The 16,793-nt window shown below is 65.7% G+C and carries 7 protein-coding genes and 1 pseudogene; 6 read left to right on the forward strand and 2 right to left on the reverse strand.

Features of this window, described 5'->3' with window-relative positions; all coding sequences use genetic code 11:
- Positions 1 to 20: 20 nt before the first annotated feature.
- Positions 21 to 1,595, reverse strand: a pseudogene (locus J7360_RS08585) (endonuclease); the annotation flags it as partial.
- Between the two features lie 428 nt (positions 1,596 to 2,023).
- Between J7360_RS08585 and J7360_RS08590 the strand changes: the two are divergent.
- Positions 2,024 to 2,311, forward strand: coding sequence for a co-chaperone GroES (locus J7360_RS08590; RefSeq protein ID WP_057660365.1), 288 nt, complete (start codon positions 2,024 to 2,026; stop codon positions 2,309 to 2,311).
- 138 nt (positions 2,312 to 2,449) lie between these two features.
- Positions 2,450 to 4,090 (forward strand): chaperonin GroEL, encoded by a 1,641-nt coding sequence (gene groL, locus J7360_RS08595; protein ID WP_017155924.1) that lies wholly within the window; start codon positions 2,450 to 2,452, stop codon positions 4,088 to 4,090.
- 117 nt (positions 4,091 to 4,207) lie between these two features.
- On the opposite strand, the gene xopX is transcribed toward groL, so the two are convergent.
- Positions 4,208 to 6,337 carry a XopX family type III secretion system effector gene (xopX, locus tag J7360_RS08600; protein ID WP_057660366.1) on the reverse strand — a complete coding sequence of 710 codons (2,130 nt, stop codon included), beginning with the start codon at positions 6,335 to 6,337 and terminating at the stop codon, positions 4,208 to 4,210.
- Positions 6,338 to 6,837: 500 nt separating this feature from the next.
- On the opposite strand from xopX, the gene J7360_RS08605 reads away from it, so the two are divergent.
- From J7360_RS08605 to J7360_RS08620, 4 genes are all read left to right on the forward strand, one after another.
- Positions 6,838 to 9,651: a TonB-dependent receptor gene (locus tag J7360_RS08605; protein ID WP_057660368.1), complete on the forward strand. Its 2,814-nt coding sequence runs from the start codon at positions 6,838 to 6,840 to the stop codon at positions 9,649 to 9,651.
- A 521-nt stretch (positions 9,652 to 10,172) separates the two neighbouring features.
- Complete coding sequence (locus tag J7360_RS08610) at positions 10,173 to 11,246, forward strand: 3-deoxy-7-phosphoheptulonate synthase (protein WP_007972568.1); 1,074 nt, start codon at positions 10,173 to 10,175, stop codon at positions 11,244 to 11,246.
- 801 nt (positions 11,247 to 12,047) lie between these two features.
- A complete protein-coding gene (locus J7360_RS08615) occupies positions 12,048 to 14,225 on the forward strand; it encodes a hypothetical protein (RefSeq protein WP_057660370.1) in 2,178 nt (725 codons plus the stop codon).
- A 93-nt stretch (positions 14,226 to 14,318) separates the two neighbouring features.
- Positions 14,319 to 16,760, forward strand: coding sequence for a hypothetical protein (locus J7360_RS08620; RefSeq protein ID WP_057660373.1), 2,442 nt, complete (start codon positions 14,319 to 14,321; stop codon positions 16,758 to 16,760).
- The last annotated feature ends 33 nt before the right edge of the window (positions 16,761 to 16,793 follow it).

Below are 16,793 nucleotides of genomic sequence, written 5' to 3' on the forward strand. Positions count from 1 at the left end.
GCGGTTCCGGCTTAGAACCCCATCTTGCTGCGGTCGTCGGTGAGCTCCAGGTCCGGCTCGGATTGCCCGGTGGTCGCATCCAGGCCGCCTTCGTAGCGGATGGCCATGTACATCACCGCGCGCGCCATGTCGCCCTTGCGCCGGCCCCACACCTCGAAGGTGCCGCTGTTGCCGTCGGGGGTGCGGACCCAGTTGGAATTGCCCGGGTAACGCCCGCTGCCGCCGCCACTGCCGTCGTTGACCTCGGTCACCCGCTCGCCGCAACTGCTGGTGCAGGTGGCATAGGGCTTGTTGCCGCGGTCGGCGTTGAAGCTGGTGTCGGTCAGGTACAGCATGTGGGTGTCGGTGTAGGGCGCGTACGGCAGGCCGCGGTCGCCGGTGGCGCTGCCGAAGCCCAGCGAGTTGGGCCAGGTGTGCTCGCGGTTGTAGGTGAGCCCGCTGCCGGTGCCGGCGCGGTCGCTGACCTTGGCGTAGCTGCGGTTGCGGTAGGCGTCCAGGATGCGGCCGCTGTTGTTGGGATCCTCGTCGGCCATTTCCAAGATGATCCAGGTGCTGGTGCCGCTGCCGCTGTACGGGTAGACCGTGTGCCCCTTGATCGTGGCGTGCAGCGAGCAGCGCAGCTGGCTGGCGTTGGCGGTATTGACCCGCGCGTAGTAACCGGCGCCGCCGCTGGCGGTGGCCACGGTGAAGGCGATGGACTGGTTGGCGGCCGGGCTCAGGCCGCTGGCATCGCGGATGGCGCTGGCGGTGATGGCCAACGCGCAGCGCTCGCCGCCGACCAGGGCAGTGTTGGTGGACAGCGTGAAGCGGGTGCCGCTGGTCGGGTATGTCAGTGCCACGTTGCCGGAGCTGGCGCAGCTCAGCGCAAACGCGCCGCTGCCCAGCGTCACCTCTTCGCTGAAGCCCACGGCCAGATCGCCGGCGGCCGGGAAGCCGGTGGCGCCTTGCGTCGGTGTGGTGCTGCTGATGGTGGGCGCACCGGTGCTGCCACCGCCGTCGCTGCCGGCGAAGGTCTGGCCGCGGTTGCAGGCGCCGAAGGTCTGCGCCGCCGAGCCGGCCCAGCTGAAGTTGGCCGCGCTGCTGCCGGTGCCGGTCAGTTGCAGCGAACTGCCGACCGCGGTGCTGTTGCTCTCGCTCACCGGCAGGTTCTGGCTGGTCACGCCGGCCGCCGGACCGCCGCTGCCGGTGATGGCGCCTTCGTAACTGAGGAATTGCACCAACTGCCCGTTGGGGTCGACCAGCGCCACGCCATCGTTGGGGCCGTTCTGCACGCCGTTGCTGGCGTAGCTCACCGTGGCGATACGCACCTGGCTGCCGCAGCTCACCACCGTGCCTGCCGGCACCGCCGTGTTGGCATACACCACTGCCGCACCGGGGGCGGCGCCGTTGTACAGGTAAATGCGATAGCCGCTCAGCGATTCGCCGGCGGTGGCCACCACTTCCACGCCTTCGCCGCTGTCGCCGGAGGCGCCCGCGTCGTCGTAGTGCAGTTCGTTGATGAAGACCGCGGCATTGGCGGAGGTGGCGCCGAGCGCAAACGCGCAGGCCAGCGGAAGGGTGCAACGCAGGGACACGAAACGGGACGGCAACCTCATCGACAGCTCCTTGTGATCGGGGAATGCGTTCCCGACTGTAAGGCGCGCGCAAGACAAGCGATGGAACCTGGTTCCATTTCTAGAGCGTGGCGGAAACGCGCGGGCCTGCGGGGGCAGCAAGGCATTCAGCGCCGCCGCCCCGGCATGCCTTCCGGTTCTGGGCCATCGGCAGCGCGTCAATCGCGGTCAACAGGCATGGCCGTGCATTGTCCCTGGGCCCGCGCCGCACTCGCAGTGGCCTCTGGCCGAGACCGCCGCTGTCGAAAAATTTTTGCCGCCAGGCCTTGAAAGCCGCCCACGCAGCACAATCTCTGGCCCGCACCCGCTCTGTCGGGTTTTTCCCGCGCGCTGTGCTGGCAGTCGTCATTTGCGAGTGCTAACATCGCCGATAATTTCCAGGCCAATCAAACACTTAAGAGGTCTTCTCTATGAGCATCAAGCCGCTTCACGACCGCGTTGTAGTCAAGCCGATCGAAGCCGACGAAGTTTCCGCCGGCGGCATCGTGATTCCGGACTCCGCCAAGGAAAAGTCCACCAAGGGTGAAGTCGTCGCGATCGGCGCCGGCAAGCCGCTGGACAACGGCAGCCTGCGCGCGCCGGTGGTCAAGGTTGGCGACAAGGTCATCTACGGCCAGTACGCCGGCAGCAGCTACAAGTCCGAAGGCGTCGAGTACAAGGTGCTGCGCGAAGACGACATCCTTGCCGTCATCAGCTGATCAGGCGCTATGCGCCGGGAATCGGGAGTAGGGAATTGGGAATCGGTAGAGCGGCCAGCGCCCTCGCCATCCCGCCCAGCCCCGATATCCGCCCTTGATTGACCGATTCCCCATTCCCAATTTCCGGAGTAACAACCAATGGCTGCTAAAGACATTCGTTTCGGTGAAGACGCACGTACCCGCATGGTCCGTGGCGTCAACGTGCTTGCCAATGCCGTGAAGGCCACCCTGGGCCCGAAGGGCCGCAACGTCGTGCTCGAGAAGAGCTTCGGCGCCCCGACCATCACCAAGGACGGCGTCTCCGTCGCCAAGGAAATCGAACTGGCTGACAAGTTCGAGAACATGGGCGCGCAGATGGTCAAGGAAGTCGCTTCCAAGACCAACGACAACGCCGGCGACGGCACCACCACCGCCACGGTGCTGGCCCAGGCCCTGATCCGCGAAGGCGCCAAGGCCGTGGCCGCCGGCATGAACCCGATGGACCTCAAGCGCGGTATCGACCAGGCCGTCAAGGCTGCGGTTGTCGAGCTGAAGAACATCTCCAAGCCCACCACCGACGACAAGGCGATCGCCCAGGTCGGCACCATCTCGGCCAACTCGGACGAGTCGATCGGCAACATCATTGCCGAAGCGATGCAGAAGGTCGGCAAGGAAGGCGTGATCACCGTTGAAGAAGGCTCGGGCCTGGAAAACGAGCTGGACGTGGTCGAGGGCATGCAGTTCGACCGCGGCTACCTCTCCCCGTACTTCATCAACAACCAGCAGAGCCAGTCGGCCGACCTGGACGACCCGTTCATCCTGCTGCACGACAAGAAGATCTCCAACGTGCGTGACCTGCTGCCCGTGCTGGAAGGCGTGGCCAAGGCCGGCAAGCCGCTGCTGATCGTGGCCGAAGAAGTCGAAGGCGAAGCGCTGGCGACCCTGGTGGTCAACACCATCCGCGGCATCGTCAAGGTCGTGGCCGTCAAGGCACCGGGCTTCGGCGACCGTCGCAAGGCGATGCTGGAAGACATGGCCGTGCTGACCGGCGGTACCGTGATCTCCGAAGAAGTGGGTCTGGCGCTTGAGAAGGCGACCATCAAGGACCTGGGCCGCGCCAAGAAGGTGCAGGTCTCCAAGGAAAACACCACGATTATCGATGGCGCCGGCGACACTGCCGCGATCGAATCGCGCGTGGGCCAGATCAAGACCCAGATCGAAGACACCTCCTCCGATTACGACCGTGAGAAGCTGCAGGAACGCGTGGCCAAGCTGGCCGGCGGCGTTGCAGTGATCAAGGTCGGCGCCTCGACCGAAATCGAAATGAAGGAAAAGAAGGCACGCGTCGAAGACGCCCTGCACGCCACCCGTGCAGCCGTCGAAGAAGGCGTGGTCCCGGGCGGCGGCGTGGCCCTGGTGCGTGCGCTGGTGGCCGTGGGCGAGCTGAAGGGTGCCAACGAAGACCAGACCCACGGTATCCAGATCGCCCTGCGCGCGATGGAAGCCCCGCTGCGTGAGATCGTGGCCAATGCCGGCGAAGAGCCGTCCGTGATCCTCAACAAGGTCAAGGAAGGCAGCGGCAACTACGGCTACAACGCCGCCAACGGCGAGTTCGGCGACATGGTGCAGTTCGGCATCCTGGACCCGACCAAGGTGACCCGTTCGGCACTGCAGAACGCCGCCTCGATCGCCGGCCTGATGATCACCACCGAAGCCATGGTGGCCGATGCACCGAAGAAGGACGAGCCGGCGATGCCGGCCGGCGGTGGCATGGGCGGCATGGGCGGCATGGATTTCTAATCCACGCCACTTCGGCTGTTGCGTTAAAAAAACCCCGCCAAACGGCGGGGTTTTTTATGCGCGTCACTCACGCTTGCGCATGCACGCGGCAGTTGCCGATGACCGGCGCTCGTCCCGTCAGGACGAAGGCGCTGTGCTGGTTGCGGCCTGATCCGGCGACCGATGCGCGTGCGCAGGCGAGCGTTGCTCAGGCGAGGCGCTGGCTGCGGCCAACGCAGCGTCGTCGTTCGTCTCTTCGATATCGGCGATGTCGTCGATCTCGGTGATCGTGACGCTGCTGCTGGGCCTGGTCTGCGCCTGCGCGCCGGCGTCCTCGATCCCCTGCAGGGCGCTATCGGCAACGGTCTGCGCGTACTCCTGCGCCTGGTCCGGCGACAGGCTTTGCACATATCTGGCGGTGTCCTGCACGTGCTGGATGAGCTCCTCGGGCGAGGACGGCATACGGGTTGCGAGCGTGGTGCCGTCGGGCCCTCTGAACACCCGCATGACCTGCGCGCCGCCCCAGTTCATCGCCAGCTCTGCGCCACGCGCCATCGGGCCCGGCATGGTCATCGACATCAGCGACATGATCGCGCCGGCGTAGTAGGGCGATGCCGACGAGGATTCGATCAGGCTCTTGTCTGCCAAGGTCTTGGACAGTTTCTCCACGCCCAGGGCCAGCGCCATCACCAAGCTGCCGGAGCACATGGCCTTGAAGCGCTCCATTGCGTCCTGGCGGGTCGCATGTGCGTTGAGCGCCGACTGCATCATCACGGTCGTGACAAGGATGGAGTCGGCAACCAGGTCGACCGTGCCGATCCGATCCGGTTGGATCAGGTAGACCGTTAGCCCGGTCACTCCGGCTCCCAGCAACGCCAATGCCAGCTTGGGGGCAATGTCGTGGTTGGTGACCTGGCGCGGGATGGTGGCTGGCTGGGCCTGATTCTGGTTCTGGTCCACTTGTAGCGCAGTGCTCAGTCGCTTGCTGCATTGGTCCAGCGTCTCCAGCAGGTGCGTGCACTGGGCATTGAGCGTACGGGTGAGCTCGTGCCCTTGGCTCGGGTCGGTGAACGCGCGACGTGCCTGTTGAAACGCTTCTCGGCCGTTCTCCAGAGCAGCGCAGATCTCGTTGAGTTGCGTGCGCAGTTGCGCGCTGATCTGGCCGGGCGTCAGGCGTGCACGCAACCGCTGCGCCTGGCTCTGAAAACCGTAGCTTTCTGCAATGCCGGCACCCAGATGCGACACCTTGTGTTGCAGTCGATTGCCGAGCACGTTGAGGCTGTTCCAGAGGAAGGGCGTGAGCACCATTGCCGCGCACGCGGTCGATGCGGCCGCGGCAAATCCCAGGTTGTTTTCCACTGCTTCGGCCTGGTGCCGCATGGACGGGTTGCCGAATTTCTTGGGCAGTTCGGTGGTGAGGAACAATCCGTTGAGCAAAATGGCGTAGAAGTGCATCTCATTGGCGTCGCGCCCCAGCTGCCCGCCCATCAGCGGGAACGGAAGCCCGTCGGCGGTGGGGCGCAGCGCAGAGGCCGAAAGCGTCATCACGCCCTTGGTTGCCGCAGCGATGGAATAGGCGAAGGTCTTGACCTGGTTGCCCAGAAACGGACTGGGAACGACCAGAGGCCACAGATTGACCAGGTTGACCAGCGACTTCAGCGCCCGCCCGGCCGCAGGTGTGTCGTGCTCCAGCGGCTGCAGCGCGTCTTCCACGGCCTTGATGTCGCCGAGCAATTGCTGACGGAAGCGTGCTTCCAGACCGGTTGCCGCTTCGATGACATCGCGCAGCTGGGTGATCTGCTGGCGGCACGCGGCCAGACTGTGCGGCGCGTGCTGTTCAGGGTCGGTGTGACGCACCATCTGCAGGAATGCAGGATCGTCCGCATGGATCTGCAGCATGGTGCGCAGATCCGCCAGCGACCAGAGATCGGACGCCCCCTTCGATACCGCAGCGTAAGCCTGCTGCACGCCGCTTGCCAATGCAGCGTTTGCGCGGGCGGCAAGCGAGGGGGCGGTGGACGGGCCGGCGGCGCGTTCGGGTGAATGGGCTGGCGGTTCAGCGTCGTGCGAGGGCATCGGCGAAGCGCCGTGCTCGGAGTCGGCGGCGGACGCGCGCGAACGGCTGCGCGGAGTGAGCGCCGACAAGCTGGGGTGGAGCGGCGTTTGCGTCGGCGACGTGGCGTCGGCGACCGGAGCGTTGTCGGTAAGGGTGTCGTGCAATGGCGCCAGGGAAGAGGGGCCTGCGCTTTGCTGTTTCTTGATCTCCATGGTGGGTTTCCTTGATGGGAGGGAGCGGCCAGCGGGTACTGGCTGGCGCACATGCATCATTCGAACAAGCCTGCCCGGCCGGCATAACGCGATGCGAACTCCTGCGTTGCAGGAAGAACCAACCAGGCAGGACGGTGGCAACTTGTGATCGCATGACCTGTTGAATCTGCGCAGGGTCGAGTGCGCTGGATGCGCAGAAATCGTGGTGGAGGCACCCCCAGCCCGCCGCATCGTCGTTCGCCGTCACACTCTGTCACCACCTGTTGACACCGATGTCATCACAGCCTTAGCGTCGCTGGGCAGGCGTTTGCGCCGAGCGGTCGGGGGGCCATCGGACAAGGGGCAGCGGTGCACGCATCGCTGGCAGGCGTCGTTGCAGTGCACTGCCACGCCGGCCGCGTCCGGCCTCTCCCGGGGATCTTATGAACTGCCGCAGTCATCGCCTTGCCTTGTCGATTTCCGTCTCCCTTGCCGTGACTGCTGCGTGCGCGCCGCCGCTCATGGCCCAGCAAACCGAACCCGATGCCACGCGCGCCACCTCCACGCTGGATGCGGTCAGCGTCACCGGTTCGCGCATCAAGCGCGCGCAGGTCGAAGGTGCGCAACCGGTGGTCACCATCAGTGCGCAGCAGATCCAGCAGGAAGGCTTTGCCACCGTCTACGACGTGCTCAACAGCATGAATCAGCAGGGCTCGGTGGAAGCCGATACGCAGTGGGGCTCGCATACGCCCAACGCCTCGCCGATCAATCTGCGCGACCTCGGGCCGGGGCGGACGCTGCTGCTGGTCAACGGGCATCGCGTGGCCGATTACCCGCTGCCCTACGGCGGCGAGAGCAACTTCTCCAACTACAGCAATATTCCTTCCGCCGCAGTGGAGCGCATCGACATCCTCACTGGCGGTGCGTCGGCGATTTACGGCTCGGACGCCGTGGCCGGCGTGATCAACGTGATCCTCAAGCGCGACTATCAGGGCGACCAGGTGCGCCTGCGTGGCGGCACCGCCACCGAAGGTGGGCGCGACAGTTTCGATGTGTCCTGGGCCGGCGGGCGCACCGGCGAGAACTGGAGCCTGACCTACGCGCTGCAGGCCACCCGGCGCGACCCGTTGAGCGGACGCGATCGCCCACAGATGGATGATTCGGACGACATGTCCTACTCCAACTGGACCGGCCAGAACCGCCTGTACGGCTTCAATCCGTTCACTGGCTTGAGCCTGATCGATGCCAACACCAACGAGCGCCTGGCGCCGCCTGCCGGCACCTGCGCGCGCTTCGGCGGCGAGTTCATCGACGGGCAGCGGCTGAGCTACAACCAGAACACCGGCGCGCTCACCAATGCCGGCGATTACTGCGGCGTCGCGCGCGATTACGGCGACTGGGGCCTGGTCACCGGCAGCGAGGATTATTCGACATATCTCTACGGCACCTGGAAGTTCGGCGAACACACCGAGGCCTGGGCCACGTTCTCCGCCAACCGCAGCGTCGGCCGCTGGACCTACGACCCGCCGTACGCGTATCTGGGCCCGTTCCAGGACGCGGCCACCGGGCGTTCGTTGAACCTGATCCGCCAGCTCACCCGGCGCGAAGCCGGCGGCTGGGACCGGCTTGCCAATTACAACAAGGAGCAGTCCTGGGATCTGAGCGCCGGCTTGCGCGGCGTGTGGGCCGACCGTTTCGATTGGGAGTTCAGCGTAGGCCGCTCGCGCTACACCGTCGACGAATACATCCGCACCGTGGACACCGCGCGCGCGACCGACTACTTCCTCGGCAGCTCCCTCGGCACTGCCGCCGATGGCACGCCGATCTATGCGATCAACGAAGCGCGCCTGTACACGCCGTTATCGTCGGACCAGTACGACGCGCTGGTCGCCAAATCGCACAATTCGGCTTATTCGTGGGTGAATCAAGCCAGTTTCAGCGTCAGCGGCGATGTGGTGCAGGGCTGGGCCGGGCCGATCCGCTTCGCCACCGTGGCCGAAGTGGCAAAGCAGGGCTATCAACTCTCTCCCGATCCCTGTGCCAACGAGTGCTACCCGGTGGATGTGGTGGACAGCGGCGGTGGCGAACGCATGCGCAGTTCGGCCGGTCTGGAATTCCAGATTCCGTTGCTCTCCACGTTGAGCGCGAATGTGGCCGGCCGCTACGACCGCTACGGCAATTACCGTTCTTCGGCTGCCATCCCCACCGATGTGGGCACGCAGAGCGACACCACCTGGAGCGCGGGCCTGGAATGGCGGCCGGCGGAGAGCCTGCTGGTGCGCAGCACCGTGGCCACCAGCTTCCGCGCGCCGGACATGCATTACGTGCTGGGCGAACCCAGCTCCACCAACCAGACGGTGATCGATCAGTACCGCTGCATTTCCTCCGGCGCGTACCTGACCGGCGGCTGCAACGACGAGAACAACAACATCTTCTACACGGTGGACGTCAATCGTCGCGGCACCCCTGACTTACGCTCGGAAACCGGCCGCTCGTTCACCGGTGGCGTGGTGTGGGACATCGCGCAAGGGCTGTCGTTGAGCGTGGATTACTACCGCATCCAGCTGGAGGAAATGATCAAGGACCTGGACCGCGACGAGATCCTGTCGGCCGAAGCCGGCTGCCGTACCGGCACCACCATCAGCGGCGGCACCTGGAACAACCCCGGCGGCGCGGGCTATTGCGACACCATCACCTCGCGCGTGATGCGCAATGCAGACGGCACCATCGCCAGCATCGAGCGCGGCCCGATCAACCTGGCGCAGATGGAAACCTCCGGCATCGATGCGTCGCTGAAGTATCGCCTTGCCACCGCAGGCTGGGGCAACTTCCAGCTGTCGCTGGACTACAACACTCTGATCGCCTATCGCGAGCAGATCTACCGCACCGACAGCGACGAAAACCGCCGCGACGAACGCGTGCGCAGCCGCGTGCGTGGCAGCGTGCATTGGGACAACGGCGGCCCCTGGGACTGGACCGTGTACTTCCGCCGGATCGGCTCCATGCGCGCGGTCAACTGGGGCACCTGCGAACGCTTCGACGACGGCTATCAACCCAGCGCCTCCGATGCGTGCCTGGTGACCGACACCGGCAATGTGCATCTGGGCGAAACCAGCAAGCGCTACTTCGGCCGCGTGGGCCCGGCGATCTACTGGAACCTGAGCACCGGCTACAAGATCACCGACCACGCCAAGGTCAATGTCTACGTCAACAACGTCTTCAACGAAGTGGGCTACGACCACAAGGAACGCTTCTACGGGTACGGCTTCTACAACACCACGCTGTTCAACCCGATCGGCCGCGAAGTGGCGGCGGAATATGTGTTTACGTTTTGAGCGAGCGCGGCGCTTGCGCACGCCACGGTGGCGTGCGGGCGTCTGGTGTCTGCACTGCTTCCGGCAGGGCCGCAGGACCTGGCGAGACGACCAGCTCGATCAGCGCGTCATCGATTGTTTGCATCGCGCCGATTGGCGGCAGCGCCATCGTCACCCGTTGGATTGGCGGCCGCCGCGGGAACCTGTGCCGACTTCACCGCTGCGGCCGCATGCATTTCAACGCGTGGGTGTGCCGGAGCCAGTGGAGGGGCGTTCGCTTCCACCTGTGCCCGGTCCGTTGCCGATGAAACAGTGGCAACGCGCAAAAGTGCGTGGTATCAATGCATCCCATGAACGCACCCCGCAGCCAGTTTTACTTTTGGTACTACGGTTTTCCGATGCCGCTGGCGGAGGAAGGATTGCGCTCACCCTGAAGGACACTTCAGCAGCATTCCCGAAAAGCCGCCAGCGCACACCTGGCGGCTTTTTTGTTGCCGCCGCGCCTGGTTCCCTGATGCAACCCCGCCCACCGAGACACTGTTATGCCGCCCGTCACCGATGACCTGCGTATCCGCAAGATCGAAGCCCTCGCACCGCCTGCGCAGCTGCTGTCGCTGCTGCCCTGCGATGAGCGCGCCTCCGAAACCGTGACCAACGCGCGCGCCGCGCTGCACGAAATCCTGCACGGGCGCGACGATCGCCTGGCCGTGGTGATCGGGCCATGCTCGATCCACGACCCGGTTGCGGCGATGGAGTACGCGCAGCGCCTGCGCCCGTTGCGCGATCAGTTCGGCGATGCGCTGGAGATCGTGATGCGGGTGTACTTCGAAAAGCCGCGCACCACCATCGGCTGGAAGGGCTTGATCAACGATCCGGACCTGGACGGCAGCTTCCAGATCAACAAGGGCCTGCGCGTGGCGCGTGGCCTGCTGCGCGATATCAACAATCTCGGCCTGCCGGCCGGCGTGGAATTTCTCGACATCATTTCGCCGCAATACATCGCCGACCTGGTGGCCTGGGGCGCAATCGGCGCACGCACCACCGAGAGCCAGGTGCATCGCGAGATGGCATCGGGGCTGTCATGCCCGGTGGGCTTCAAGAACGGCACCGGTGGCGACGTCAAGATTGCGGTGGACGCGGTGGGCGCGGCCTCGCATCCGCATCATTTCCTGGCCGTGACCAAGGACGGACACACCGCCGTGGCAGCGACGGCGGGCAATCCGGATTGCCATGTGATCCTGCGCGGCGGCAAACAGCCCAACTTCGATGCGGCCAACGTGGAAGCGGCCAGCCAGGTGCTCAATGCATCCGGCCTGCCCGCGCGCCTGATGATCGATGCCAGCCACGCCAACAGCAGCAAGAATCCCGAGAACCAGCCCAAGGTCGTCGAGGACATCGCCAATCAGCTGGAAAACGGCCAAACGCGCATCGTCGGGGTGATGGTGGAAAGCCACCTGGTCGGTGGGCGTCAGGACCTCTTGCCGGGGTGCGAGCTAACCTACGGCCAGAGCATTACCGACGGCTGCATCGGCTGGGATAGTTCGGTGCAGGTGCTGGAACGCCTGGCGACCGCAGTGCGTGCACGGCGCATGCGCAAGATTGCCGAGGCTGCGTGAGTTGCGGCGCAGCAGCATCGGCAGAACACGTGCTGATGCTGCATGGGGCGTCGCCCACTCCAAATCACTGCCAGGCAGCGCGTGTCTGGTCTGCAGTGAGCGTGAGGCGTCGCGCATCCCTGATTCGGCGCTATGCGCCACCTTTGCCAATGGGAAGGATCTTGCAGCTGGCACGTGCGTCGGTGCAGCAGGCATCGGTCACTGCGCAGGCAATGACGTGGGTGCGCTAGACGCTCGAGCCAGTACTCACCCCAGGCGAGACGGCTGGCTGGTGCGCCGCTGTCGCGCAGGTGCAGCACGTCCAACATGGCGCGCAGCGGTGCCATCAGCGACGACCAACAGATACAACGATCGGTTTGGCCGTGCGTGCAGGCGTCTCGCCGGCCGCGGCAGACCAAGAACGTCGGGCCGGCGCAGGGAGCCGGCCCGACGGATTGGACACCACCCAGTGATGGCCCGTTTCGCTCAGCGACAGCAGGGGGAGAGAGCCTTCCTGTCACATGGAGCGAGCGGGCAGGACCGTTATCCGCCCGGCACGTGACCCTGCGATGTCGCTGCATGTCGTGCGCAGCAATGAAGTTCGAGAAGCGTTAAACGCCGGGACTGCGTAATCGCAGCGGTTCAGCGTATCGCCAGTGCAGCACTGCCGGGATTGCGATGTTCGCAGCACTGGGCATTGGCCGGCCGCCCATCTCCAAGCTCGCAGCCGATTCCCAATTCCCGCAACGGCACCAGCCTTGTTCACGCTTCGCGGTCAGCGCAACCGGGATAGTGGCGGCAGACTCTTTCCTGCCTGCGCCCATGCCCTCACTTCGCGACCGCTTCCAGCGCTGGCCACGGCCGTGGCGTCGTGCAGTGGGCATCGTGTTGGCGCTGTACGCGCTGTATCTGCTGGCCGGCAACCTCTATCTCAATACCCCGCTGTTCGACGCCAGCACCAATCGGCAGCCGCACAAGTTCACCATGCAGACCGGCCCGGCACTGACGCTGTTCCCGGGCGAGGTCATCGCCTGGAACGTGCGCATGCGCGGGCAGGCCAACCGCACGGTGTATGTCTTTCACGCCGACCGCGCACATGCGCGTATCGCCCTGCTGGCCTTGTTTCGGCGCGAAGTGCGCCTGCCGTGGCTGCATGCCACCGGCGTGAGCGCAGAAGTGGAAACCTCCGATACGCCCATTCCGCCGCCACCGCGGGGCAACCAAGGCTGGACGTTGCGCTTCGACGCAATCACCAGCAACAGCATTCGCAGTGCCCGCCTGGGCAAATTGCTGATCGCCGGGCAAGGGCACGGCAAGGTCGGTTTTCTGAAGCAACTCAAGGGCGGGCCGTCGGAACTGTTTCCTTCCGAAGCGGGCTTTACCGATGCAGTGGTCAGCTACGACGGGGTGCAGGTGTTCAATAGTGCGCAGCTGGATGCGCAGTTTCAGTTTCCACGCCATTACCGCGACCAGGCGCCGGGGCTGCGTAAGCTCGGCATCACCGCCGCCCGGCTACAGCTGAAGGCCAATTCCGTGGCGCTGAAGATCGATACCGGCGCGCCGCATGTGGACATCGGCAGCGGGCCATCGGCAGCGCGCGTGGAGGCCGATATCCGCCTGGCCAGCGGCGCGCTGCAGCCAGGCAGCCGTGCGGTGTGGCGGTTGCCGTTGCTGGCCGGCGTGGGCGCCACCGACCGCGGCATGCTCGCGCTGCAACTGGACGTAGCGCAGGACATCCGCGTGCAGGCGCGGCTACCGCGCGACGAGAAGACCGGCAGCGAGCTGCACGCCGATCTGCGCATCGCCGGGCGCAGTGTTCCGTTCGAACAGCCGGCGCAGCTGTTGCCGCGTCTGTCGGGGCAGGTGCGTGGGCGCTGGAAGTTCGAATCCTTGAACTGGATCGCCGAGCTGTTCGTGCGCAAGCCGTGGTTCCAGCTGGAGGGCGGCGGTCTGGTCGAAGCGGACCTGCGCCTTGCACAGGGCCGTCTGAGTGCCGGCAGCACGCTGGATATTCCACGCGTGGAGGCCGTGGCGCAGGTGTTCGACACGCGCCTGGCCGGCGTTGCCAAGGCGCACGGGCGCATCGACGATGCCGCCACGGCGCAGGCGCATCTGGATGTGAGCATTCCCACCTTCAAGGCGGCGCCGCGCGATGCGCCCAAACAGCTCTTGCTGGATGGCCGCGATCTGCAACTGGCCATGCATGGCGATGCCGAGCTGGCCCGCCTGAGCGACACGCTCAAGGCACAGCTGCGTTTCAGCGATGCGCGTGTGCCCGATCTCACCGCCTACAACCGCTACCTGCCGGGCAACAACGTGCGCCTGCTCGGCGGTCGCGGCAGCCTGACCGGCGATGTGGCGCTCAATGCGTCTGGCGAGGTCGGTAATGGGCATGCGAACCTGCGCGGGCAGGGCGCGCATCTGGCGTTGGCGGGCGTCCAGATGCGCGGCGATGCCGAGTTGCGGGCAACGCTGCAGCGCGCCGATTTCAAGAACAAGTTCTTCGACCTCAGCGGCACGCGCATACGCCTGCGCAATATGCGCGTGGGGGATGAAGGCGCCGATGCAAATTGGTGGGGCGACTTGCAGGTGGGTGCCGGTACGATCCAGGCCGAAGCACCGTTCCAGGTGGATGCCGACGCAGCCCTTCGACTGCGCGATATCGCGCCACTGCTCGCGGTGTTCGCCCAGCGCGCCGACTATCCGCGCTGGGTGCTGGGTTTGCTGGATTCGGGCGAACTGGATGCCACTGGTCGAGTGCGTTGGCGCAAGCAGCAGGTGCTGATCGACGACCTGCATGCGGAAAATGCGCGCTTGTCGCTGCGTGCGCGGCTGGCCTTGAACGATGCGCAGCGGCGCGGCGATCTGTATCTGCGCTGGGGTGTGCTGGGTGCCGGCATCGAACTCGATGGCAAGCAGCGGCAGTGGCATCTGGCCGGCGCACGCGAGTGGTATGACGCGCGGCCCGGGCTGTTGCCGCCGGTCTCCAAAACCAAGTGATGCAGCCGCCGGCGTGATCGTGCTGCGTTCTGCTCACGGCTGGCTTGGCACACTGTGCCCAGCCGCGTGCGCGGTTTTCAGGAGCCTGCCGTCATGACGATGCCTGTTCGCGCCCGCTGGCGCGCCTTGCCGCGTGTATTGCGATGGCCGCTAGTGGCACTGGTCGCGCTGTACGCAAGCTATGTGCTGCTGGGCAATCTGTTGCTCAACACGCCGCTTGGCCCGGCTGCGCTGAATCGCTCGCCCGATAAGTTCACGATGCAATGGGGCCCGGCGCTGACCTGGTGGCCGGGGCATGTGGTGCTGTGGGATGTCGATCTGCAAGGCCATTGGACGCGCACGAACTGGAATGTCAGTGCGCAGCGGATGAGCGGGCAGATTCGGCTGCTGCCATTGCTGCACCGCCAACTGCTGGTGCCGGAGTTGCACGCGCGCGGCGTGCGTGGCGGTCTTCAGGCTGCAGTCGTGACGCCCGGGACGGTGGCGACGCCATCGCCTGCGGCGACGCAAGCGGCGCGGGTTGCCGTTGTTCCGATGAAGGGCGTTGCTGATACGCCGGCCGCTCCAGCGAACGAGGAGGCGCCTACAGTAACGCCCGATGTCGAAAAAACGGCGACGACGCAGCCTCCCGCGCAGGATCTGCGCGCAACCACTGCAACCAACGCGAAGCCCACAACGCCCACAACCAGGACGCCGCCATCAGCCGAGCGCGCCGACGCGCACGCCAGCGCACCCATCCCACCAGCCGCCTGGACCCTGCAGTTCGACCGCATCGTTGCCGAGCAGGTGCAGGCCGTGTCGCTGCGTCAGCTGCACATCGAAGGGCAGGGCCAACTGCAACTGGGTCTGTTCAAACAACTACGTGGCGGGCCGATGGAAATCTTCCCCTCACGTGCGGTGTTCGAATCGGCGCGCGTGCGGTGGGGGCAGGATGAAATGATGCGCAATGGGCAGCTGCGCATCGAAGCGAGCATCGCGCGGCATACACCGGATCAGGCAAGTGGACACGCGGTGCTGCAGCTCACCGATGCGCTGATCGCCGTGCATGGCGACACCGCAGCGTTGGATGTCGCCCGTCATGCGCAGGGCCGGCACACGCTGGCGACGCGTCCCGGCAAGGGGCGTGCAGATGGCGAGCTGCGCTGGATACGCGGTGCCCTGCAGCCCGGGAGTCAACTGCACTGGCGCGCGCCGCTGCACGACAGCACGCGCGCGTCGGCCGCATTGCTGGGCGAGTTGACGGCGCAGTTACAGGTCGATCAGAACATGCGGCTGACGGTAAGCATGCCCGAGCCGGCCGATGCCGGACTGACGCTGGACGCCGACGTGCGCGTGCAAGGCAGGCAATTGCCAGTGCAATCCATGCGCAGCCTGTTGCCGCGCACCTCCGGGCATGCGCGGCTGCATTGGCAATTGTCTTCGCTGAGCTGGATTGCTGCGCTGTTTCCGGATGTGGATTGGCTGACCCTGGATGGCGAGGGCCTGGTCGATGCCGATCTGCGGATCGATCGCGGCCAGCTCGGCGCCGGCAGCCGCCTGCAGGTCCCGCACGTGCAAGCGCAGGTGGGCGTGATGGGGCACGCGATCGCCGGCCAGGCCAGCGCCGATCTGCGCGTGGACGCCGATGCCAACGGACAGTTGCTGCCGGCGCTTGCACTGCAGATGCAGCAGTTTTCGATCGCGCATAGCGACGCACCCACGCGCCCGTTCGTGCAAGGCCGCGATTTGCGCCTGGATCTGCAAACGCGCGCCGATGCGCGCAACCTGACCAGCCTGCGCGATGCCACGCGCGCGCACCTGGTGTTCGCCAATGCGCGCGTGCCGGATCTGCGTGCCTACAACCGCTATCTGCCGCAGCAGCAACTGCGCTTCGATGGCGGCAACGGCGTGCTCAGCGGCGATCTGCAGATCGAGCCGGGTGGGCGCATCGGCAAGGGCGGTTTGCGCATCGGGGCGCGTGCAGCGCGGCTGCAGTTTGCCGGCCTGGCGTTGCGCGGCGATGTGGATGCGGATCTGCGCCTGCAGCGCGGCGATCTGCGCGCCGAACAGTTCAGTCTCGATGCCAGCAGCATCCAGCTGCGCAATGTCGGATTCACCGGCCCGGATGGACAGCATCGCGATGGCTGGTGGGCGCGCATCGTGCTGGACGGTGCGCGCATGCAATGGCGACAACCGGTGGGTGTGGATGGGCGTGTACGCATCCAGGTGCGCGATCTGGCATTTCTGGTGGCGTTGTATGCGCGCGACCGCTCGCTTCCGAACTGGATGCTCCGGCTGGTGGATGCAGGCCAGGCGCAACTGACCGCACGCGCACACTGGCAAGGCGAGACGGTCATCGTCGATCGGTTGCAGGCACGCAACGAACGCTTTCAGGTCGATGCGCGCCTGCGCCTGCAGGGCAATCGACGCAGCGGCAGTCTGCTGGCCCGCTGGGGAATGCTGAGCGCGGCAGTGGGCTTGCGTGGCGACACGCCCGAATGGCATCTGCTACGCGCGCCGGAGTGGTATCGCGCGCAGCCGGACCTATTGCGCTGACGCCTGCATCGCACGCGCTGGGGTGAAGAAAAA

Origin of the sequence: Xanthomonas sp. D-99, assembly GCF_017746145.1 — a bacterium.
In the GTDB taxonomy this organism is placed as follows: Bacteria; Pseudomonadota; Gammaproteobacteria; order Xanthomonadales; family Xanthomonadaceae; genus Xanthomonas; species Xanthomonas cissicola.

Bases quoted from the DNA above. Each gene is read 5' to 3' on its own strand.
- xopX (WP_057660366.1), bottom strand. From the start codon at position 6,337: ATGGAGATCAAGAAACAGCAAAGCGCAGGCCCCTCTTCCCTGGCGCCA.
- J7360_RS08605 (WP_057660368.1), top strand. From the start codon at position 6,838: ATGGCCCAGCAAACCGAACCCGATGCCACGCGCGCCACCTCCACGCTG.
- J7360_RS08620 (WP_057660373.1), top strand. From the start codon at position 14,319: ATGACGATGCCTGTTCGCGCCCGCTGGCGCGCCTTGCCGCGTGTATTG.
- J7360_RS08615 (WP_057660370.1), top strand. From the start codon at position 12,048: ATGCCCTCACTTCGCGACCGCTTCCAGCGCTGGCCACGGCCGTGGCGT.
- J7360_RS08610 (WP_007972568.1), top strand. From the start codon at position 10,173: ATGCCGCCCGTCACCGATGACCTGCGTATCCGCAAGATCGAAGCCCTC.
- groL (WP_017155924.1), top strand. From the start codon at position 2,450: ATGGCTGCTAAAGACATTCGTTTCGGTGAAGACGCACGTACCCGCATG.
- J7360_RS08590 (WP_057660365.1), top strand. From the start codon at position 2,024: ATGAGCATCAAGCCGCTTCACGACCGCGTTGTAGTCAAGCCGATCGAA.